Source organism: Arsukibacterium tuosuense (genome assembly GCF_900215315.1).
Lineage (GTDB): Bacteria > Pseudomonadota > Gammaproteobacteria > Enterobacterales > Alteromonadaceae > Alishewanella > Alishewanella tuosuense.
The window spans coordinates 232,552-254,220 of sequence record NZ_OBEB01000005.1 but is presented as its reverse complement, the minus strand read 5'-3'; the positions used below and the strand labels follow the sequence as shown (position 1 = coordinate 254,220).

The 21,669-nt window shown below is 47.7% G+C and carries 22 protein-coding genes and 1 other RNA gene; 8 read left to right on the top strand and 15 right to left on the bottom strand.

Translation table 11 applies throughout. The annotated features are described in order from the left end of the window. Positions 1–2 precede the first annotated feature (2 nt). Both CRO03_RS12030 and CRO03_RS12025 read right to left on the bottom strand, forming a co-directional pair. Positions 3–1,397 (bottom strand): DASH family cryptochrome, encoded by a 1,395-nt coding sequence (locus CRO03_RS12030; protein ID WP_097111870.1) that lies wholly within the window; start codon positions 1,395–1,397, stop codon positions 3–5. After that, on the bottom strand, positions 1,394–2,920 hold the full coding sequence (locus CRO03_RS12025; RefSeq protein WP_097111869.1) for a cryptochrome/photolyase family protein: 1,527 nt from the start codon (positions 2,918–2,920) through the stop codon (positions 1,394–1,396). The genes CRO03_RS12030 and CRO03_RS12025 overlap by 4 nt, the downstream gene beginning before the upstream one ends. A gap of 157 nt (positions 2,921–3,077) precedes the next feature. On the opposite strand from CRO03_RS12025, the gene CRO03_RS12020 reads away from it, so the two are divergent. After that, positions 3,078–3,698 carry a DUF2796 domain-containing protein gene (locus tag CRO03_RS12020; RefSeq protein ID WP_097111868.1) on the top strand — a complete coding sequence of 207 codons (621 nt, stop codon included), beginning with the start codon at positions 3,078–3,080 and terminating at the stop codon, positions 3,696–3,698. Between the two features lie 83 nt (positions 3,699–3,781). On the opposite strand, the gene CRO03_RS12015 is transcribed toward CRO03_RS12020, so the two are convergent. After that, entirely contained in the window at positions 3,782–4,327 is a 546-nt protein-coding gene (locus CRO03_RS12015; RefSeq protein WP_097111867.1) for a DUF3299 domain-containing protein, read from the bottom strand. Positions 4,328–4,384: 57 nt separating this feature from the next. On the opposite strand from CRO03_RS12015, the gene CRO03_RS12010 reads away from it, so the two are divergent. Together CRO03_RS12010 and CRO03_RS12005 are read left to right on the top strand one after the other, a co-directional pair. Further along, a complete protein-coding gene (locus CRO03_RS12010) occupies positions 4,385–5,098 on the top strand; it encodes an ABC transporter ATP-binding protein (RefSeq protein WP_170949005.1) in 714 nt (237 codons plus the stop codon). Further along, positions 5,089–6,345: an ABC transporter permease gene (locus CRO03_RS12005; RefSeq protein ID WP_097111866.1), complete on the top strand. Its 1,257-nt coding sequence runs from the start codon at positions 5,089–5,091 to the stop codon at positions 6,343–6,345. Before CRO03_RS12010 ends, CRO03_RS12005 begins: the two co-directional genes overlap by 10 nt. A gap of 35 nt (positions 6,346–6,380) precedes the next feature. On the opposite strand, the gene CRO03_RS12000 is transcribed toward CRO03_RS12005, so the two are convergent. Together CRO03_RS12000 and CRO03_RS11995 are read right to left on the bottom strand one after the other, a co-directional pair. After that, positions 6,381–7,349, bottom strand: coding sequence for a metal-dependent hydrolase (locus CRO03_RS12000; protein WP_097111865.1), 969 nt, complete (start codon positions 7,347–7,349; stop codon positions 6,381–6,383). A gap of 43 nt (positions 7,350–7,392) precedes the next feature. Continuing rightward, positions 7,393–8,235, bottom strand: coding sequence for a PEP-CTERM/exosortase system-associated acyltransferase (locus CRO03_RS11995; RefSeq protein WP_097111864.1), 843 nt, complete (start codon positions 8,233–8,235; stop codon positions 7,393–7,395). Positions 8,236–8,577: 342 nt separating this feature from the next. Between CRO03_RS11995 and arfB the strand changes: the two genes are divergently transcribed. After that, positions 8,578–8,997: an alternative ribosome rescue aminoacyl-tRNA hydrolase ArfB gene (gene arfB, locus CRO03_RS11990; RefSeq protein ID WP_097111863.1), complete on the top strand. Its 420-nt coding sequence runs from the start codon at positions 8,578–8,580 to the stop codon at positions 8,995–8,997. A 67-nt stretch (positions 8,998–9,064) separates the two neighbouring features. Here the strand turns inward: arfB and CRO03_RS11985 are convergent, their stop codons facing one another. The 6 genes from CRO03_RS11985 to smpB form a co-directional block, all read right to left on the bottom strand. Beyond that, the gene (locus CRO03_RS11985) at positions 9,065–11,134 is read right to left on the bottom strand and encodes an amidohydrolase family protein (protein WP_097111862.1); all 2,070 of its coding nucleotides are present in this window, start codon (positions 11,132–11,134) and stop codon (positions 9,065–9,067) included. A 155-nt stretch (positions 11,135–11,289) separates the two neighbouring features. Beyond that, complete coding sequence (gene vapB / locus CRO03_RS11980; protein ID WP_097111861.1) at positions 11,290–11,517, bottom strand: type II toxin-antitoxin system VapB family antitoxin; 228 nt, start codon at positions 11,515–11,517, stop codon at positions 11,290–11,292. Between the two features lie 154 nt (positions 11,518–11,671). After that, complete coding sequence (locus CRO03_RS11975; RefSeq protein WP_097111860.1) at positions 11,672–12,676, bottom strand: hypothetical protein; 1,005 nt, start codon at positions 12,674–12,676, stop codon at positions 11,672–11,674. A gap of 180 nt (positions 12,677–12,856) precedes the next feature. Next, complete coding sequence (locus CRO03_RS11970) at positions 12,857–13,798, bottom strand: S1 family peptidase (RefSeq protein ID WP_097111859.1); 942 nt, start codon at positions 13,796–13,798, stop codon at positions 12,857–12,859. Between the two features lie 121 nt (positions 13,799–13,919). Beyond that, positions 13,920–14,280, bottom strand: a transfer-messenger RNA (tmRNA) gene (gene ssrA, locus CRO03_RS11965). Between the two features lie 172 nt (positions 14,281–14,452). Next, entirely contained in the window at positions 14,453–14,935 is a 483-nt protein-coding gene (gene smpB / locus CRO03_RS11960) for an SsrA-binding protein SmpB (protein WP_097111858.1), read from the bottom strand. Between the two features lie 129 nt (positions 14,936–15,064). On the opposite strand from smpB, the gene CRO03_RS11955 reads away from it, so the two are divergent. Together CRO03_RS11955 and CRO03_RS11950 are read left to right on the top strand one after the other, a co-directional pair. After that, positions 15,065–15,508, top strand: coding sequence for a type II toxin-antitoxin system RatA family toxin (locus tag CRO03_RS11955; protein ID WP_097111857.1), 444 nt, complete (start codon positions 15,065–15,067; stop codon positions 15,506–15,508). Continuing rightward, positions 15,501–15,833 (top strand): RnfH family protein, encoded by a 333-nt coding sequence (locus CRO03_RS11950; protein WP_097111856.1) that lies wholly within the window; start codon positions 15,501–15,503, stop codon positions 15,831–15,833. Before CRO03_RS11955 ends, CRO03_RS11950 begins: the two co-directional genes overlap by 8 nt. A gap of 139 nt (positions 15,834–15,972) precedes the next feature. On the opposite strand, the gene CRO03_RS11945 is transcribed toward CRO03_RS11950, so the two are convergent. The 3 genes from CRO03_RS11945 to nadK form a co-directional block, all read right to left on the bottom strand. Beyond that, the gene (locus CRO03_RS11945) at positions 15,973–16,326 is read right to left on the bottom strand and encodes an outer membrane protein assembly factor BamE (RefSeq protein WP_245861635.1); all 354 of its coding nucleotides are present in this window, start codon (positions 16,324–16,326) and stop codon (positions 15,973–15,975) included. Between the two features lie 64 nt (positions 16,327–16,390). Beyond that, on the bottom strand, positions 16,391–18,064 hold the full coding sequence (recN, locus tag CRO03_RS11940; RefSeq protein WP_097111854.1) for a DNA repair protein RecN: 1,674 nt from the start codon (positions 18,062–18,064) through the stop codon (positions 16,391–16,393). Between the two features lie 123 nt (positions 18,065–18,187). After that, entirely contained in the window at positions 18,188–19,069 is an 882-nt protein-coding gene (gene nadK / locus CRO03_RS11935; protein ID WP_097111853.1) for an NAD(+) kinase, read from the bottom strand. A gap of 73 nt (positions 19,070–19,142) precedes the next feature. Between nadK and hrcA the strand changes: the two genes are divergently transcribed. Together hrcA and grpE are read left to right on the top strand one after the other, a co-directional pair. Then, positions 19,143–20,243, top strand: coding sequence for a heat-inducible transcriptional repressor HrcA (gene hrcA, locus CRO03_RS11930; RefSeq protein WP_245861634.1), 1,101 nt, complete (start codon positions 19,143–19,145; stop codon positions 20,241–20,243). A 29-nt stretch (positions 20,244–20,272) separates the two neighbouring features. Next, positions 20,273–20,866 (top strand): nucleotide exchange factor GrpE, encoded by a 594-nt coding sequence (gene grpE, locus CRO03_RS11925; protein ID WP_097111851.1) that lies wholly within the window; start codon positions 20,273–20,275, stop codon positions 20,864–20,866. Between the two features lie 46 nt (positions 20,867–20,912). Here the strand turns inward: grpE and CRO03_RS11920 are convergent, their stop codons facing one another. Next, positions 20,913–21,668, bottom strand: coding sequence for a rhamnogalacturonan acetylesterase (locus CRO03_RS11920; RefSeq protein WP_097111850.1), 756 nt, complete (start codon positions 21,666–21,668; stop codon positions 20,913–20,915). Position 21,669: the final 1 nt, after the last annotated feature.

Here is a 21,669-nt window from a genome sequence, read left to right as displayed (position 1 = left end):
GGTTACAGCTTTTTTTCAGTCAGTTTTGCCAGCCAGTTTCGCCAGTGCTCAGGTACCTTAACCTCAGCTGCGGGCTGGTGAATTAAACTGCCTTTTGCCGTCAGTTCTGGCAACATGGCGCGGACAAAGTCACCCTCCGGATCATAGCTCAGTGCTTGCTTAATCACGTTAAACTGGCGCTCGCCACTGTTGCCACTGCCAGCAATATACGCCCAGTTACCCCAGTTACTGGCAACATCGTAATCCAGCAGGCGCTGCTCAAAATAGGCGGCACCAAGGCGCCAGTCGACGCCTAAATCATGAATAAGAAAGCTGGCAACATTCTGCCTGCCCCGATTACTCATCAGGCCGGTGCTGTTAAGCAGGCGCATATTGGCATCAATAAAAGGCACGCCGGTTGTTCCGGCACACCAGTTATTAAAGTGTTCTTGCCGGGCTTTAGTCAGAGTCGGCGGACTAAAATCCAGCGGACCTTTTATAGCATGCTTACTAAACCAGGCATTGGTATATTTACGAAATTGCCAGCGGAAAAATTCCCGCCATAGCAGTTCAAACTTCAGCCAGTAGGTAGATTCATTTGCTTCTATCTGCTGCTCGTACTGCAAAATTTGTTGCCAGCAATAGCGGGCCGACAGACAACCTGTTGCCAGAGGTGCTGAAAACTTACTGGCATAATAGTCACCACTTAAACCATTGCGGCTGCTTTTGTAATGGCTGATAGCGTGTTGCTGCCAGATATAGTCGTCCAGCCGCTGCAATGCGTGTTGCTCGTCGCTACCTGGTGGCAGCGATGGTTGGCTGAAAGCCGCTAACTGATGAAAATTCTCATAGAACACGCTGCTTTGCTCAGGTGTCAGCCACTGCTGAGCAGGCTGGGGTTGATACGTTGCAACAGCCGGCGCTACCTGCAATAACGGTTCCCGTTGCTTCCGAAAAGCACTGAAGCTGTCAGGCAAGCGGCTAAGTTCAGGTGTTAACGCCGCTGTGCCTAATAAGCTGTTAACATCAATGGTTGTGACCTGATAGCGGTCGCTGAGCTTTGCGAGGGTTTGCTGTTCCCGATAGCCGGTTGGGCTGGCTGCAACAATCTGGCTGGCTTGTAGTTGCATCGCTAAGCGGCTTATTTCCGCTGCGGGTTCCCCAAACAAGGTAACCAGACCAATATTGAACCGGGCGAGGGCTTGTTTGGTGCCGGAAATTAGTTGCAGCTGCTGTTGCAGCCGCAGTAAACTGGCCCGGGCCAATCCATATTGCTTAGAGAAAAAAGCAGACTTATCCAGGCAAACGACCGCGACTAATCGCTGCTCACCTGCTGTGCCGTCAGCTCGGGCACCATACCAGAGCAAGGGGTTGTCATGCAGGCGTAACGCCTGGTCAAGTAACACCAGGCTGGTCATAGTTGCTCCAGCTTTATCAGGTAGTCGGCTGCTTTATCACGAAGTGCCTGCTGTTGTTCCGGCGCTTTATTGTGCCAGTTTTTATAAGCCAGCTGCATCCTGGCATTGCTTCCCAGTTTTTGCTCATTGCGCGCTAAAAAGTCCCAGTACAATACGTTAAACGGGCAGGCGTCATCACCGGTACTGTCTTTAACCTTGTAATGGCAATGCTGGCAGTAATTACTCATCCGGTTAATATAAGCGCCGCTGGCAGCATAAGGTTTAGAGGCGAGTACACCATCATCGGCAAACAGCGCCATGCCAAGGGTATTAGGCAGTTCTACCCATTCGTAAGCATCAGCATATACAGCCAGATACCAGTCGGTGACTTCAGTGACATCCAGCCCGGCTAACAAGGCGAAATTACCGGTTATCATCAGCCGCTGAATGTGGTGAGAATAAGCGTGGGTCATGGTATGGCTGATGGCTTGTTGCATACAGCGCATTTTGGTGTCGCCATGCCAGTAAAAGCCCGGTAATGGTCTGTTGGCATTCAGAAAGTTGCGGTTTTTATAGTCGGGCATCAACAGCCAGTACAAGCCCCTGACATACTCGCGCCAGCCGATAAGTTGGCGAATAAAGCCCTCAGCGGCATTAATAGCAACCTTGTCCTGCTTGTAGGCTGCTTCCACTTTCTGACACATCCAGCGTACATCCAGCAAGCCGCAGTTAAGATAGATGGAACAAATGCTGTGAAACAGGAAGGGTTGGTCAAGTACCATCGCATCCTGATAGTCGCCAAACCTGGCCAGTTGTTCGCTGACAAAGTGATTAAATGCCTGGCGTGCCTGCTTACCTGTTACCGCATAACAAAAATTGTCAGCCGAGCCCGGATTACCGGCAAAGTGTTCAGTAACCAGTTTCATTACCTCAAGTGTAATGTCATCGGGTTTAAACTGCAGTGGTGCGATGGCCTGCAGATCAGCCGGCGGGCTTTTGCGGTTGGCTTTATCAAAATTCCATTGGCCGCCAAGCGGTTGTTTTTTGCTATCAAGCAGTAACCCGGTGTAGCGGCGCATCTCGCGGTAAAAATATTCCATCCGCAGCTGTTTGCGGCCATCAGCCCATTGGGCAAACATTGCCGCATTGCACAAAAAGCGGTCATCTTCCAGTATCTCCACCGGTAAACCGAAGGTGTGCTGCCAGCTGTTTATTTCCTGCTGTAAGCGATACTCACCACACTGAGTCAGCATAATGCCGTCTAACTGCGGATGTTGTTGCAGGCTTTGTTCAACCGCGGCGGTAAGTGAAGCATGGCCTTGATGATAGTCCAGATAGGTCACCTGATAATTCTGCTGACGTAGCACGTCAGCAAAATGGCGCATCGCACTGAACAACAGAATAATCTTATGCTTGTGGTGCTTAACGTAGGTGGCTTCCTGCTGCACTTCAGCCAGTAAAATAACGTCGTCACTTTTTGCTTCACGAAGCGCGGGTAGCGCCGGGCTAAGCTGGTCTCCTAAAATTACGATAAGCTTGGCCATAAATCCTGACTCAAATTAACAATAGTCAGTGGTACGCTTAGCTGTAGCACGCAGATCAACGATTTAACTCGATGTCTGCTTTTGGCGCTGCCACATATTGCGCTGGTTTAACAAGCAGGTATGATAACGCCTATAGCAAAGTACAAGGACCCTGAAGATGGCGAAGTTTCGGTTTGGCGCGGCTGTTGGCTGCTGGTTAAGTGCGGTGACAGCTGGCGCGCTATTGTTAACTGCTAACAATGTTGTTGCCCAGCAGCATGATCACAAACACGCTGAACAGCATGAGCATGAGCATGAGCATGAGCATGAGCATGAGCATGCAGAAGATGAGTTCAGTAGCCCGGGCACGCATGTCCATGGTGAGGCTATGTTAACGGTGATACTTGAAGGTAACGAGGCAATGGTGGCGTTGCAATCGGCCGCTTACAATATTGTCGGCTTTGAACATGCCCCGAAAACCAGCGAGCAACGCCAGGAAATAGCCTCGGCATTGGCTGTACTGCGTCAGGGCTCATGGTTTGAAATTAATCCGCAAGCCGGATGTGACCTTACAGAAGCTGATGCCAATACCGATTTAACAGCTGAAGTTAGTAGTACACATAGCGACTTTTACGCCAATATCAGTTTAATTTGTCAGCAACCGGCGCGGTTAAATGAAATGACGGTAAGTTTATTTAACCTGGTACCAAGTGTGCAGAAAATTACTGTGCAATGGGTAATAAATGGCCAGCAAGGCGCAACAGAACTGAGTTTGGCCAGTAACACTGTCAGTTTTTAACACTGCCTAGGCATTTTATAAAGCAAAAAGCCCCCCGCTATTAATTGGATAGCCGGGGGCTTTTGTTTACTGTTAAGCTTAAATCAGTAGGTGTACTCTTCAACCAAATCCGCTTTCAGACTGTAAGCCGCATTCGCTAAATCGTGGCTCATAGGTTGGGTGGTGATGGTGCCGCTAATCCAGAACGGTGAGTAAATCATATCAGCTTTCAGATTTTTGGCACCACTGACAAAAATAATCTGATTAGGTGGCGGCGGCGGTACATGAATACAGGCGCCAAAGTAAGGTACCAGAAAAAAGCTGGTCACGTTTTGTTCGTCATCAAACTCCAGTGGCACAATAAAACCGGGGATCCGCACCTTGGTATTATTAAATTCTTCTTTTACTTTGGCCGACTGTAAAATCTGCTCCCACTGTCCGGCGGCGGGATCGTCACCGTTATAATTATCATCAAAGGGCGAGGGTTGACTGTAATCATGCTGTACTTCCGGCATGGCTTGTAATGCAGCCAGATCTTCTGCCGGCATTAAATCAGTCCATTCGATGGTTTTAACTTCGCTGGCATTTAGTAACATACTAAAGCTTGCGACCAATAGCATAGATAACGTAACGGATAACTTGTTAAGCATTGGAGCTTACCCTCTTAATTTTGCATAATAGACGCCAATTAATGGAGCAATCATAACATGACCGGGATTAAACCTGTGACCGACAAGCCGAAAATTCCTGCCATTGAGCTCAAAAATGTGCTGTTCTTTTATCAGACCGCAGCCTGGCAACTTAGTTTACCTGAGCTGACCCTGCAGCAAGGTCAGCATCTGTTTATTAAAGGTGCCTCGGGTAGCGGCAAAACCACGCTGCTTAATTTGCTGGCCGGTATCATTACGCCTAAACAGGGCGAGATAAAACTAGGTGGTGAAGTATTCAGCAGCCTGTCGCCGGCAAAACGCGATACCGTGCGGGCCCGGAATATTGGTGTTGTGTTTCAGCAGCTTAACCTGATTTCCTATTTATCGGTGCTGGATAACGTGTTGTTAAGCAGCCATTTTGCCGGTCACGATAAAAAAGCCAGCGAGCAACGTGCCAGAGAACTGTTAGATAGCCTGGGCCTGGCGGGGGAGCTAATTGAGCAGCAGGCCGCGGCATTAAGCGTTGGCCAGCAACAGCGGGTAGCTATTGCCCGCGCTCTGTTAACCCGGCCGGCCTTACTTATTGCCGATGAACCCACCTCGGCGTTGGATGCCGATAACAGGGACAGTTTTATGCAGGTACTGCTGGAGCAGGCCAATGCCTGCCAGACCACCGTTATTTTTGTCAGCCACGATGCTGGTTTACGGCGCTATTTCAGCCTGCAGCTGGATATGCAGAATTTGGCACAAGGAGTACAGCCATGTTGTTAAAACTTGCCAGGCAGAGCCTCTGGAATCGTCGTGGTACCGCGCTGATGACATTACTGTCGTTGACTATAAGTCTGGTGTTGCTATTTGGTATTGACCATTTACGCAAAGAAGCCCGCCAGAGTTTTACCAGTACTATTGCCGGCACCGATTTAATTGTCGGCGCCCGGTCTGGCCAGCTGAACTTATTATTGTACTCAGTATTCCGGATTGGTAATGCCACCGCAAATGTCAGTTGGGCGACGTATCAGCGCATTAGCAAGCATCCGCAAATAAGCTGGACTATTCCAATGTCGCTGGGCGATTCTCACCGTGGCTATCGGGTGCTTGGCACCAACAGTGACTATTTTAGCCATTACCGCTATGCCAATCAGCAGGCATTACAGTTTAGCGAAGGTCAGCCGTTTAATGAGGTCTACGATACGGTACTGGGCGCGGAGGTGGCAACCAAACTGGGCTACAAACTGGGTGACCAGATCACCCTGGCGCATGGTGTCGGGGCGGTTAGCTTCAGTGAACATAAAGACAAACCCTTTACGGTAACCGGTATTCTGGCGCCGACCGGCACCCCGTTAGATCAAACCGTGCATGTCAGCCTGGAAGGTATTGAAGCTATTCATCTTGACTGGCAGCAGGGTGCACCGATGCCAGGACGTAAAATCAGTGCTGAACAGGCATTGCAACAGGATCTGACCCCCAAAGCTATCACCGCTTTTATGGTAGGGCTTGACTCCAGAATGGCAACTTTTGTGGTGCAGCGGCAAATTAATGAGTTTAAAGGAGAAGCTTTGTCAGCGATTTTACCGGGCGTTGCGCTGGCTGAACTATGGCAAATGCTCAGTATGGTTGAAAACCTGTTACTGCTGATTACCTTGCTGGTGCTGGTCGCGGGTCTTGTTGGCATGATGACGACCTTGCTGGCATCGATGAAAGAGCGGCAGCGGGAGATGGCTATTCTGCGAGCGGTAGGGGCGCATCCGTGGTATTTGTTTGTATTAATTCAGCTGGAAGTGCTGTTACTCACGGTAATGGCGCTACTGGCTGCTGCAGTGACGCTGGTAGTAACCTTGTGGGCGTTGCAAGAGATGCTGGCCAGCAGTTACGGCCTGTTTATCAATATCAACCCATTCAGCCTGCAAAGTTTGTACTGGGCCGGGGCAGTATTGCTGATTAGCGCATTGCTGGCCTGTATCCCGGCGTTTACCGCATACCGGCGTGCGCTGAGCGACGGGCTGGCAATCAGGCTTTAATCATGGTAGCAAAGTAGTTACCAGCGCTCTGGTAACTACTCACTCGCGACCAGTTGTTGTTGGATCCAGCGAACGGTGGTGCCCATATCATAAGCTCTGGGCAGCGCCTGGGCCGGGGTGGCGGTATCTGGGGTCACCAGAAAGTTAAAGGCATAATTCTGGCGCAAGCCCATCCGCAAATCAGTTAGTATAAGTTTATCATCCTGCTGCTGTAAACTGTAAAAACCGTGGCTGAAGGCGGCAATTCGGGCAATGTCAGGGTGCGCTTTATATTGCTGCTTTAAGCGGGCATTTTGTGGGAAAAACTGGTAGTCAATTGCGGCGCTGCGGTCCAATACACTATAAAACCCCTCGTAATAGCCCTGTTCGGTCATAATCAACACCCGCCACAATATGGTATTAAATGGCGTAGGGGTAACCAATACAGCATCTGCTGCTGGCACTGGCAATTCAGCTTCTACTATTGAGGTTATCGATTGCTGGGCACTGAAACTCCAGATGAGATAAACCGATGATAAACCTAAACCACTGGCTGCAGCCCCGGTACACCACTTTGGCTTTAGCAGCGCTATAATCAGCGCAAACAACAGCGGCAGGGTATATAAGGGATCAATAATGAAAATACTGCCAACGCCAAACGGCGTATCGGTAAAGGGTAAGCCGAGGCGGGTACCATAAATTGTCATTACATCCAGCAAGGGGTGGGTAATCAGCACCAGGCCAATGGCCAGCCACCAGTGAAGGAACAGGGCAGTCTGGCGCTGAAGCGCCGATATTAACCAGGCAAGCAGTGGGCTGACTAACGCCAGATAAAACAACGCGTGAGAATGGGCCCGGTGGCTAACCATATTGGCGATGGCATCGCCAGCGTCAAACAACACATCTAAATCGGGTAAGGTGCCAGCTACCGCCCCCCATAATACGGCTTGTTTAACCGGAACCTTGCGGCCGATAACCAGCGTGGCAACGCCAGCCCCAAGACATATCTGACTTAATGAATCCATAGTTGCTATCTGTTAATCAATAATAATTCAGATACGCAACTTATCAGGCTATAGCCCATTGTAAATCAGTATTTGTGGTCATTTGCCGGCTTGATGCAACTAACTCTGGTTCCGTTAACAGCTGACCACTTAATCGCTGCATTAAATCGCGGTATTCTGGCAGCAGATTGGCAACCACTTCCCGGGCATCTAAATAGTAGGGCGCCCGTTTACCGTTAAAATCGATTGCTTCACCAATCTGGTTAAAGTTAATACCAATACGTTGCAGTATTCTGGCCAGGCTGGGTTCAATAGTAACAAAGCCATGATAGTAGCCTTTTTCCAGACACATCGCGGTCGCCATCAGATACAGGCCAATGGCAATAAAACGGTTAAAAGGTCGGGAGGAGCTGCTTAACGCCGGTAAATCCTTGGCTGCAGTATCTTTTATTCTGCGCCGGAATTGCGCGGCTACTGCTAACCGTGAGATTTCGCAAACATGCTGCCGCGGAAAGCACGCCGGAGACAAGTGTGGTGCAGTAAAGCGACCGGCAAAATACTTTTCAATAGGCAAGGGGCCCGGTTCCTGTTCGCAGTGAATTAACCGCACAGTACCTGCGATTTCACCAGATTGGGCATCAGCCAGGCTGCAGTGTAAAGCGCGCCGGTCAAAATCGTCCTGTTCAAGCCCCGATGGCCGTGGCGGCTCGAAGTTCAATTCTTCGCAATAGACTTTATGGCGAAGTCTGAATACTTTATTCTTTTCGTGATGGCTAATGGCCTGAGAGGCCTGAAAATATGCACTGAAATCGGATAGATTAAGTTCGTTAGCTGGCTTTTCTGCGGATATTGCCGGCACAAAAGCATTTTGCTCCGGCTGTCGCAATGTCGGATTCAACAGTGTCATCGTTATGCCCTAAAGATGATAGTACTGACTTACCTATCGAAAAAAAATTACGGTTTATGTTTTTTTATGCTTAGCCTGATAAGACATAACCGTCCATGCTAAAGTAAGGGCGCACTTCATTGTGCTAAGGATGCTAAGGGTACTCAGGCGCATTTACTATGCAGATCAGAATGCAATGGGTCAAACCTGAAATAAGCTGTTTTGTTTCGATAAAAGATAATAGTCGAGTAATGACTTGATTTTACAGTTGTTAATTTTTTAAACTTTTTTATCACCAGTTAGTCGATAAATTAAGCATAAGTTCATAAAACGGCAATTTAAGCTAAAAATGGCAGGAAATGTGTGGCAATTACAATATCAGGCAGTGTAAGTATCGATGACAGCGAGCTGGAATGGCAATTTATCCGCGCCTCAGGCGCAGGTGGCCAGCATGTTAATAAAGTGGCCACCGCAGTGCAAATTATTTTCGACATTACCGCCTCTTCACTACCAGACTTCTACAAGCAACGGCTGCTTAACCGCAGTGATCACCGCATCACCAAAAGCGGTAAAGTGATTATTAAGTGTCAGCAAAGCCGCAGCCAGGAGATGAACCGCGAACTCGCCCTGGCCCAGTTTATCGAATTAGTGCAGTCAGTCGCCAAGGTACAGAAAAAACGCATTGCCACTAAACCCACTTACGGCAGCAAGCAACGGCGGCTTGAAGGCAAAAAGCAACGCAGCAAAACCAAAGCCCTGCGCCAGGGCAAGCCTGAGCACTGAATTCCTGAGCATCAGATAAACAGAGGCCACCTTGCGGTGGCCTTTTAGTTTGTATTAAAACATGCATTTAGTTACCTTGATGCACCCGTGGCATATCAGTAAAGGGTTTAATCCCAAACTGCGGATAGACCTGAGAGGGGAAATAAATCTGACCATCTTTCGCTACCATGGCTATTTTTTTAATGGCCCGTAAGTCGTCAAGCGGATTACCCGGCACCAGAAAAAAATCGGCCAGTTTGCCGGCTTCTATACTGCCTAATTGCTCACCCTGCGCTAAATAGTTGGCCATGTCGTAAGAGGCCCGGCGTAAAACCTGCGCATTAGACATGCCAAGCTTTGAAAATAGCTCTAACTCACGGTGCAGCTCAAATGCGCCGCCCAGGTCTGTGCCGGGAACAATAAAAATGCCGCGCTGATGCATCAGACTTAATGTGGCCAGAATTTTATCAAAAGCGGCTTTATAGGCTTTATCTTCTGCCTCATCTGCTACGTTCAACAACGCTTGTTTGGCTGAGCGCTGCACACCGATAGGCATATTATCAACATAATCGACCATGCCAATTCTGGTTTCGCCGTTGCGGCCGGTGAGCCCGAATTCGTGAATTACCATGGTTGGGTCAATGGCGATATTTTTATCGACCATAATATCCAGTGAGGTTTGAACCGCTTCACTATCCAGATCGAGATCAGCAAAACGCTTCATACCGGTGATCCGGAATAAGGTCCGGGTGTCTTCTTCTCTGTCCAGCACCCAGCTCAACATCAGCTGATTTATATGGGTTACTTCGTCATAGCCGCTTTGCATCATTTCATCAACTTTGGAAAACGCCGGAATATGACCTGCCACCCGCATGCCGTGCTTTTTAGCTTCCGCCACCATAGCGGGTACCCATTCACCTTTAATAGAACTGTATATTTTAATCTGATGATAGCCGCCGCGTTCAGCATACATTTTGACTAAATCTACCGCTTCTTGTTCGCTTGCTGCTAGTTCACCGGTTGCGGCTGAAAATGGACTCTTACCTTCAATAAATGCACTTTTGCTAATGCGGGGGCCAATTAAAACATTGCGTTCAATTTTATCTTCCAGGGCTTCCAGTACATCCATTTCATTGCCCATATCGCGGACAGAAGTCACGCCAGCCATCACATTTAATAAGGCGTCATCGTCACTCATATGAGCGTGCATTTCATATAAGCCTGGAATAAGGGTGCCACCGTTGCCTTCTATGACGACCTCGTCGGCAGAAGGTGTTTGCACAATCGGCTCAATTGCCGCAATTTTATTTTTGTTCAGCAGTACAGATTTTGGCTCAGAAAGCGATAGCGTCTGCGGTTCAAAAATCCGCACATTATTAATGCGCACAGGTTTATCAAATTTGTTAGTGGCACGCTTGGCAATATCTTCAAAGCGAGAGGCATTCAGCTCTGCTGCCAGTTGCCGTAGTTGCTGATCTTCTGCTACTACGTCTTGTCGAAGCAGGGTGAAGCGCGGCGTCAGATATGCCAGCATTTGCCGCTCATTACTAAGGGCAATATAACTGGGGTCTAAACTGATACCTGATATGGCATAAATGCTTGCTGCCACAGGCTGGTCAGTCTGGGCGCTTTGCAACGAAATGGTATCAAGCTTTTCTATTCGCAGCTGGCCACCAGGCAGAGCTGGCAAAGTATTGTCATCATTATTCAGCAGCGCCCTGGCATAAATGTAAAGTGCATAAGGGCTGGCGTTTTGGGCGACATAAACCGAGTCCCCAGAGAAAGTTGCCTTACCGCCGCCTGCGGCATCCTGCCAGGTTGCGCTACCGTCGTCGGTAGTAAAGCTTTCGTCGACACTATTGCCAAACACGGTCTTGCCGGAAATCTGCCATGCTAATGGCAAGCCTGTAGCAGATAGCTCCAGGGTTTCTTCGCTACTGGCACCACGGCCGTTATTGCTATAGCCATAATCAATACTCAGCGTATTGTTCAGCCTCTCTACTTTAAGCTCACCGACATTACTGCCACCAAACAGCACAGCAAAGTGTTCACTGCTTTGCTCTGCGACGGCAGCTGTCGCTTGTTCCATCGGTTTATCGGAAGGTGAGCAGCCAAACAAGCTAAGACACAATATGCCTGGCGCCAGGTACTTAAACATAAGAACAGCCTGTGGTGGGGTATATGAGGATTTAGTATTACACAGGGTTTAAAAAAGAAAACAATCATTGGGGTAAACGGCAAAATTTAAGCGATTCAATGCGTAAGCTATTCGTATTTGTCATTTTACAGTGGCAAGTAGTGGAGCTGGAAAGTTCACGTGCCCTCTAAATCCTGCTGTGTGGCACGTTCTGAAATAAAGTCGTCGCTGGCACCACAGCTTTGCAGAAAAAACGAATCCCAGCTATTTTCCACCGGCGTTAAGATCCGATCTTTACCTACCACCCTTACCGTAACTTTTTTCACAGAATCAGGAAAGTGAGCTTCAACCAGTAGCTGCACCGCCTGAGAATCGTTGATTGTAAATACTATTCCTTGCCTCATCCAATAACTCCCAACACATATAGCTAAAATATATACGAATCAATTGTCGATACCAGATATATTTACTCGTATGCCTTTCAAGTGTGGGGAATTGCACAGAAGCTGATAAATTGAAAAATCATTAGCCCCATCAGACACAGTATTAATAGAAGTTTTAACTTGCATTTGCCAGTAATGTTTTCACTTTTTCGATGCCGAGTTTAGTTAACGAATAGCGGTACCTACCATCAGCATCTTTCTCATGCTTAAGAATGTTTTTTGACGCAAGCCTATTTAGCATAGAGCCTGTCTCACTCTTACCCGCTTTTGAAATACTATATACCTCTTCCTTGGACATTGTCTCTCCATTCAATAGGTTCGATATAATTAGAAAAGCTAAGTCTCTTTCGGTATTTGATCGTGGAGTTCCAATAAGCTCATAAAGACTATTTACATTTAATGAGTTAGATGCATGTGTAATCGCAGACTTAATTGCCTGTCTGGCTCTCTCACTATTTCTATCATCGCTAACATTAGAGAGCTGTTCTCGCAACATAGCGAGATTCTTTTCAGCGTTAATTTTTGTAGCTTCCGATCCTTCAGCTGTATCCTTAAGTACTTTTAATGCAGCCTTCAACTCTGTGTTTTCTTGATTTACGTCTGAAAGGTTCTTTTGCATGACTTCTAAACGGCCATTTGTTTCAGTTGTCAGTGTTTCTATTTGTTCTTGAAAAGCTTTAATTTCTGATTTATGTCTGGTTTCTAGTTCTTCTTTTTCAGTTTCGAGCGTATTAATCTTGCGTTGAATTTCGCGTGCTTTTTTATTAGAAACCAGCACCTCACCCTCTGCAATGTTTTTTATGTTTTTTAATTCAGTCGATCTCTGATAGTGGAATTTAATTACATACTTTGCTAGGAACGGGAAAAAGAAGATGTATGTAAGGGCTGTGGTAAGTGGATAGATTAATCCAATAGTCCACTTTTTTGGTATTGCCAAGTGCGAAGGTGAGTCATAGATTTCAGATAGAAAGTGGAATTTACCAATAATGTCCTCACCTGAAAAAAACACTAATATGAATTGATAGTTAAATACGAGCCAAGAAAAGCAGAAAGCAGTAACAAGAGGGTTACTGACGCGTTCATAGAAAAATAGTTTAATAGAGTTTAATAAGTCGTTCATATTTTTAATTTTTCTTCGATTATATGCCTTGCGCCTGACTTTGCAAACTAATTGGGCGCCATCAGCTACCTCGCGTGTTAGGCGGGGTTCCCCGATGGCGCGCTTTATCGGCTTTGCGAGGCAAAAATAATCATGTTTCTTGTGTTAAACACGACGTTGAAGATAAATATGTTTGGATATTTATTCAGCCAAGCCGAGCTGTATAATTCTGCTTTCATTATTTTTATTGGATAAAAATAATCTGAAATCTTCGGGATCACAGATTAACTCAAAGTGGTCGATATCTATAGATTTTATGACCTTAGTTCTAAACAATCTAATTAACCTTGGATATTGATACTTCTTTTTACCAAGCGGTTGTTCTAAACATACTCCTAAAATTGGCCACAGTGTTGAGGCATATCCAATTGGTGACTCGTCACCAATTATTTCTAAAGTATGACTTGATGCTATAACGCCGCAAATATTACCTTGAGAATCAGTTATTGGGCCACCGGACATTCCCCCCAACAATAGTGCATCCACTTGGTAGCATGGAAATTTTAGTAAGATTTTATCTCTGTGTGTCTCATGAACTTCATTCACTGTACCTGCGCTTAAATGAGTCCATACATGGAATCCTTTTCTACCATCAGCTTCTATTTCAACTGAGCTATTAGGAAAACCATAGGCATAAATAGATTCATTTACATGTGGAGGATTAAGTCTCAGAGTTGGATAAGGTGCGAGAATACTCCAATCGAATCCTTCTTGAGCGATAATCTCTAAAACTGAAATATCGCCTTTCAAATGAAATTGTATTCTCTCAATTGAAAAGTGGACGCTATCACCGCTTGGTAAATCAATTCTTAACATCAACATAAAATTAAGTTTTGCACCAGGTTTTAGTGTCTCGTGTAATTTTCGTTTTTCAATTATTTTTAGATAATCTTCCCATACATGAGTTGCTGTAAGTGCATATCCTGGAGCAATAATAAAAGCAGTGCCATGTATAAATTCACACTCATCGGGTTTTACCGCGAAAAGAGGTCCCGTAAACATTTCAATTGGATGGGCTACTGTATGAGGTTGAGGCGGTCGAGTATGGTTTGAGCTTTTATCTGATTTGACTATTAACTTCATACTAAAATTTACCCAGACATTTAAACCTCTGAATATCAAAGCATACTAGTACTAGTCATTGTCTGCATTGTTTTATAGCAGAAAAGCAAAAGGCCACCTTGCGGTGGCCTTTTGCTTTGTGTGGTGGAGCTGGGGGGAGTTGAACCCCCGTCCGAAAAACCTACATCTTCGGTACTACATGCTTAGCACATTCATTTAGTTAACCCTATGAGCGCCGAATGGCAGGCTATCGTCGGGCGAGCCTGATTGGTTTTAACGTGTTGTCTCCAGGCGAAGACGCGACGCGATTCTGTTAGGGGTGATCTTCCAGAGTCTCAGCTTACAGACATGCGTGAGGGGAAGAGCTCTCTACTGCCTATTAAGCAGCGAGTGCGTAGTTTTCGTCGTTTGCGACTAGTTTTTTGCGGTTTTTTTACGAGGCCTACCGCACCTCGGCATGCACCTAGGAGTTCGTGAATCCCGTCGAATCCAGTATCAGCCCCGAATTCTTTGGTTTAACACTAACACTCTCAGTGTTTGGCTATTGTACGCCTGCTATCTGCTTATAACAAGGAGCAAAATGTTGCAGAGCATTCAATCGCCGGTCTTACTTTCTAACTGTCACACCCATTAGATGGTGACACACCCTGATAGTTTCAAGGCCAGCCAAAAAAATTAGCGTTTGCTGTGTTTCATCATCCGTTCTTTTTCACGCGACCAGTCTCTGTCTTTAATATCATCACGCTTGTCATGCTGTTTTTTACCCTTGGCCAGGTGAAATTCAACTTTTACCCAGCAGGCTTTCCAGTACATGGCAGTGGCGATAAGCGTATAACCATCGCGCTCTTTCAAGCCGATTAGCTTCATTAACTCGCGTTTATTTAACAGCAGTTTACGGCTGCGGTCCGGATCGCAGATAACATGGCTGGAGGCACTTTTTAACGCCTGAATTTGCGCGCCAAACAGATAAGCTTCGCCGTCTTTCAGAATGACATAGGCGTCAGACAGGTTAACTTTGCCTTCGCGAATACTCTTAACTTCCCAGCCCTGCAAACTGATGCCGGCCTCGTATCTGTCTTCCAGAAAATATTCGTGGCGGGCTTTTTTATTGGTTGCGATAGTGCCGTTGGTATTTTTACTTGGTTTTTTTTTGCTCATAATTCGCTATTTTTTGCTAACGCGCTGACCGGGTACGCTGCTCTGGATCCCGATGGGGCCGTGCTATGCCGGCCTTGTTGCCCCGCGTTATTCTGTTACAATCAGCAGCGAGTTTTAAGGGGAGTGAGTATGCCACAAATTGAGCGCAGTGCCTTGGTTTTTTACAGTGCGCAACAAATGTTTGACCTGGTGAATGCCGTACCAGATTACCCACAATTTCTGCCTGGCTGTACCTCTGCGGACATTTTAAGCCAGACTGAGAATGAGATGGTGGCGAAGTTACAGGTTTCCAAGGCGGGTATCGGCCAATCTTTTACCACCCGTAATATTTTGTACCCGTTTGAACGGATTGATATGCAATTAGTAGACGGGCCTTTTAAACGATTACAGGGCGGCTGGCACTTTACGCCGCTGGACGAACGCTCCTGCAAAGTAGTGCTACGGCTTGAATTTGAGTTCTCCAGCAGGCTGGTACAGTTTGCTTTTGGTAAAGTGTTTTCCGAACTTACTGCCGCTATGGTTAACGCTTTTACCCAAAGAGCCAAAGTGGTTTATGGAGTAAATAATGGCTGAGCAATTAACGGTAGAAGTGGCTTATGCGCTACCTCATCAGCAAAGCTTGCTGACGTTATCGGTATTACCTGGAAGTACTGTGCTGCAGGTTATTGAGCAGTCGGGCATTTTACAGCAATATCCGGATATCGATTTAGGCCAGCAGAAAGTTGGTGTCTGGAGCCGGCCGGTTAAACCGGACGAGTTGGTGAAAGAGGGGGACAGAATTGAAATTTACCGGCCACTGATCGCCGATCCTAAAGACTTACGCCGGCGTCGGGCCGAGAAAGCCAAAGAAGAAGGGCGGGCAGATAAAGTTACCGGTGGGCGAAAGCAGGAACATTAATAGCAGTGGCTACCGAACCAGTTCACCCACAACGACACGTCGTAAACCCATCCATGGGGCCTCGTTTCCGCCCGTCCAGGGCTTCAACGGTCGTTTTAGGGTAAACCGATTCTTGCGTAAAAATTGTTATGGTGATTTATCAGATATCCAGCGGGGTATTAAAATCTTCAGATTTCTCAAAGTCGCCTGAAATATCCTGTAATTTATCGTCTTTGAATTCAACAATCAGTTGTTTTTCAAAGTTATTACCACGGCCACCTTTTAATGAATAAAAATAATGCCAGGTGTCGTTGTCAAAAGCGTTTTCTGCTACCGGGCTGCCCAGCACAAATTTCACCTGCTCTTTGGTCATTGCCACCCGCAGTTTATTGATGTCTTTTTGCTCCAGGTAATTACCCTGTGGCACGTCAATCCGGTATATCACGTTAGAGCAGGCGCTTAAGCTGGCCAGCAGGCCAATTACTACTAAAATTTGTACAACTGTTTTCATCATTTTCGTCTGTTAAGTCCGGTTGCGGCTATCATACCCTATGACAGCCTTGCTGAAAAATCTTCTTTCAGACTGCCGGGGCACACAAAAGTTCGCGGGCATTGGCCAGTGCACTGGCACTGATATTCTCCCCTGCCAGCAAGCGGGCTATTTCGCCGATCCGTTGCTCATCGCTTAACAGCCGCATCCGGGTTTCTGTTGCCTGACCATCGGTATATTTTTCAACAAACAGTTGTTGATGGCCCTGGCTGGCAACCTGGGGTAAATGGGTGACACAGATAATCTGAGTGGTTTCGCCCAGCTGGCGTAACAGCTTGCCGACACCGGCCGCGACCGGACCGCTGATCCCGACATCGACTTCATCAAAAATAAGGGTAGGGGTGGTAATTTTATCGGCCAGAATAACCTGCACTGCCAAACTAATCCGCGATAACTCACCGCCCGAGGCCACTTTTGCCAGTGGTTGTAAAGGCTGACCCGGGTTGGTCGACACGGTAAAGCTGATTTGGTCCCAGCCATGGCTGCTGGCTTGCTCTAAGCTCAGGGCCTGGACGCTAATCTCAAAGCGTGAATTCGCCATGCTGAGTTCGTGCATACTGTCAGCGATCATTGTGCTTAGCTTACCAGCAGCCTGTTGCCGTTGCTGGTGCAGTTCGCCTGCCAGTTGCTGATAGTGCTGCTCCGCTTCGGTCAGCTCGGCTTCGAGCTGGACTAAACGTTGGTCATCGCCGGTCAGTTCGGCTAATTGCCCGGCCAGTTGTTGGTGAAACTCAGGTAGTTGTTCAAAGGTAACCTGATGTTTGCGGCTTAAATTCAGCCACTGGCCCATTCGCTCATCAACTTCTTGCAGCCGCTCAGGGTCCAGTTCAACTTTGTCGGCATAGCGGCGCAACTCGCGGCTGGCCTCTTCGGTTTGCATCAGCGCATCAGCCAGCATTTGCTGAAGCGGGTTTAAACTGTTATCAAGCTGACACAATTGCTCCAGTTGCTGGTTAACTACAGAAAGCGCCTGATAAATCGAGCCCTCGTCGCTGTCATACAACTGTTCAATACATTGCTGGCTTTGGCTTAACAAGGTCTGGCCATGGCTAAGCCGGCTTTGCTCGGCTTCCAGCTGGGCAAACTCGTCGCTTACCGGCGCAAATTGATCCAGCTCAGCCACCTGATATTCCAGCAACTGGCGCTGGGCATCACGTTGCTGCTGGCTTTGCTGCAGTTGCTGGTACTCCTGTTTCAGGGTTTGCCACTGCTGATAGCATTGTTTCAACTTAGTACGCAGAGGCGCATTATTGGCAAAAGCATCTAATAACTGGCGTTGATAATCAGGTTTTAACAGTTGCTGGTGAGCATGCTGACCATGAATGCTCAGTAAGTACTGGCCAAGGGCTTTAAGTTGCTGGGCAGGCACCTGCACGCCGTTAATGTAACCACGGGAGCGGCCTTCATTGTTAATGACCCGTCGGACGATACACTCGCTGCCCATTGCCAGGTCCTGCTGTTCCAGCCAGTGCTGTGCCTGGGGTAATGTTGCAATGTCGAAGGTAGCAACAATATCAGCTTTATCGGCACCGGGGCGCACGACAGTGGCGTCGGCCCGCTCGCCTAAACACAGTGACAGCGCATCAATGGCAATAGATTTACCGGCACCGGTTTCGCCGGTGATGGTCGACATACCGGCCTGCCAGTCTATTTCCAGTGCCCGGACGATAGCAAAATTACTAATATGAAGGTGGCTTAGCATGCTGAGACTCCCGTCAGGAATAATTACTGTTTAATACTGCGTTATAACTGTATTTAGATACAGTGTAAATTTATACAGTAATTGGCAATTATGCAAGCCTGATTTTTAAACAGGTGACCCAGCCTAATAAAGTTTAGCGCCCCAACCAAGCTTATTGCGTAACACATGGTAGTAGCTATAGCCAGGTGGATGCACCAGCCGCAGTGGGGTTGGGTGCTTGCGGATATAAATTTCATCGCCGGGCATCACCGCCAGAATAACATGGCTGTCGCAACTGATTTGCAGATGGGCGTCGTTGCTGTCGGCTACTTTTAAGCATATTTCACTGTTACCCGATACCACCAATGGCCGGCTGCTTAAGGTATGCGGAAACATCGGCACCAGGCACATCGCATCTAAATCCGGGGTAAGGATCGGCCCGCCACCTGATAACGAATAGGCAGTAGAGCCGGTTGGCGTGCTGACGATTAAGCCATCTGAGCGTTGGCTGTAGACAAACTCATTATTAATATAAGCTTCAAACTCAATCATGTGCGCGACTTTGTCAGCATGCAAAACTGCTTCATTCACCGCGCTGTTGCTGCTTTTTATGCTGCCATGGCGATGCACGGATATTTCCAGTAAGTTTCTTTTTTCAGTAACAAAGTTACCGTCCAGTACATCAGACAGGGGTTGTTCGAAGAATTCCGGCGCCAAATCGGTTAAAAAGCCCAAATTACCACGGTTAACGCCAAGCACCGCGACATCAAACCGTGCCAGTACCCGCGCTGCGCCAAGCATGTTGCCATCACCGCCGACCACTATGGCTAAGTCGCAAGTTTTACCAAGGTCGACCAAATCGAGAATTTTGGCATCAGCCAGCGCTAAAGACTGGGCAACCCGCTCTTCAACGAATACCTCAAGGCCTTTGGCGCAAAGGAAATGATACAGGCTGACCAGGGTATGGTTAGCACCCTGATGATTGGGTTTTCCAATCAGACCGATTTTGGTAAAAGCATGACTCATATTAGGGTTCCCGGCTGGCATTTTGCCAGTATAGCGGTCACATTGGCCCGCGACCAGCCTCTGCGCACTTTTAGTGATTTATCAACTTGATATTGCCAATTCAGCCCCCAGATCAATACCAACACTGAATAAGGTATTACGTAGTATGGCGGTGGCGCTAAGCAGGGCAGAGCTGATTTTAAAGCTGATTGTTGAGCAATATCTGGCAGACGGCTTGCCGGTATCGAGCAAGCTTATCGCAGAAAATCAGGCGTTAGATGTCAGTTCCGCAACGGTGCGCAATACCATGGTGCAACTGGAGCAACAGGGGTTTATCCGCTCTCCTCATACTTCTGCCGGCCGGGTACCCACTACCACTGGCATCCGATTGTTTATCGATAAGATGTTGACCATGCAACCCCTCAGTGGCCGCTGGCAGGCAGAGATTCAACGGCGGCTGGTACCCACCCTGCCGGTATCGTTATTGTGTCAGCAAGCAGGCCAGTTGCTGACTAACCTGACAGGTTGTGTCGCTATCATCAGTGCACCGAAAGCCAGTGGCCGCGAAGTCAGGCAAATAGATTTGGTTCGACTGGCCAGTGATCGCTTGTTGCTGGTCGTTATTGATGAAGATGGCGATATTTTACACCGGGTACTGGATTGCGCCCAGAGTATCGACAGCGCCACCCTGGGAAAAGTGCTATGTTTGCTTAATGCCGCGCTGGCCAACGGCCAGTGGCAGGATGGCATCGCCCGGCTTGCCAGCATCGCCAAAAGCGAAAGTGGCTGCAGCCAACTGTTAATAAATAATGTGCTGGGGCAACTTAGTCTGGATGAGTTTCTGCAGCATCAGCCGATGATTTTTGGTCAGCACCAGTTGTTATTAAGCCCTGAATATCAGCACAATCCGGCATTACAGCAGGTATTTCAGATGCTGGAGCAACCCGCCGGATTAATTAATTTATTGCAAAAAATTACCACAGATGAACATCCGAAGCTGATCCTGGGTAAAGAGTCCGGTTTTGTCGAGTTAGCACCGGTAAGTGTGATTAGTCAGCGCTATCAAGCGCAGCCTCATCGCTATATTGCTTTACTTGGCCCACGACGGATGAATTACGCCAGACTGGTCCCCTTAGTGGAAGCCTGTGCCCATCGCTTAAATTTAAACTTGAATCGACAGAATCCATCCCCATAATAGACCTACTTTCATTTGGAGTAGTTAGCATGACAGAGCAAGCAAAGCCGAACGAGCAGGCTGAAGAAAGCAAACAGGACAACCCGGCGCAGGAAAATTCGGCCAATGACCAGGCTGATACCGTTGAATTGTCCGGTGAGCAGGCGGTAATTTCTAAACTGGAAACTGAGCTGGCTGAAGCAAAAGCTAAACTGGCTGATCAACAGGATTTAATGCTGCGAATTAAAGCAGATGCGGAAAATGCCCGCCGTCGTGCCAGCCAGGACGTTGAAAAAGCGCATAAATTTGCTCTGGAAAAATTTGCCGGTGATCTATTACCGGTAGTGGATAATCTGGAGCGGGCACTGGCTTTTATTAACCGTGAAGATGAAGCCTTCACCGGTATTGTGGAAGGCGTAGAGCTGACCATGAAGAGCTTCCTGGATACGGTTGCCAAATATGGTGTGCAGCAAATTGATCCGCAAGGCCAGCCGTTTAATCCGGATTTACATCAGGCGATGACCATTCAGCCTTCAGCTGACGTTGCGCCTAATACCGTGACCTTTGTAATGCAAAAAGGCTATGAATTAAATGGTCGTTTATTGCGCCCGGCGATGGTCGGTGTGTCAAAGGCACCAGAGTAATCTGATCTAGTTAATAAAAAACCGGCTTTCGCCGGTTTTTTATTAACTACAACAATTCCCGATAAACATAAGCGGCTAACGGGTGCTGCTGCGCCTTTAAATCCCGTACAAAAAACTGCGCCATTTTGCTGGCACCTTGTAAGGTCAGGTGAGTATTGTCGCTGGTGCCGTCGGGAAACTTAGCGTATAAATCGGCTGGTACCTGAATAAAATAAGGCTGAGCTGCTGCCTTACCCAGTTGTTGCCACAAGCCACAGCTATGCTGCTGTAAATCAAAAAAACTCACTTCAGACCCGGCAGCAACTTTCGCTGCAGCGTAGGCGTAATCGGCCAGGTCGCGTTTTAAGCTGCCATCCCCGGCAAAGTTGCGCCGGCAAATTGAGCTGGCCAGCATGGGGGTTGCTCCCCGTTCGCGCACATCTGCAATAAACTGCAGCAAAAAACGCTGGTAATCAGTGTCCGCGGCGGCATAGCGGGCGGGATCAGATTGTTTGGAATCATTGTGGCCAAACTGGATCAGCACATAATCACCCTTACCAAGCTCACTCAATAGCAACTGCCAGCGGCCTTCGTTTAAAAAACGGCGGGTGCTGCGGCCATTAGCGGCATGATTAACGACAGTAAGTTGCGGCGTTACAAATTGCGGCAACAATTGGCCCCAGCCGCGCTCCGGGTAAGCCAGGTTCGGTTTATCCGACATGGTCGAGTCACCGACCAAATGCAGTTTTACAGGTTTAAGTTCAGTGGCCTGCAGCGGTAGCAGCAGGCCGAAGCTCAGGCAAAAGCTGACAAAACATTTCATC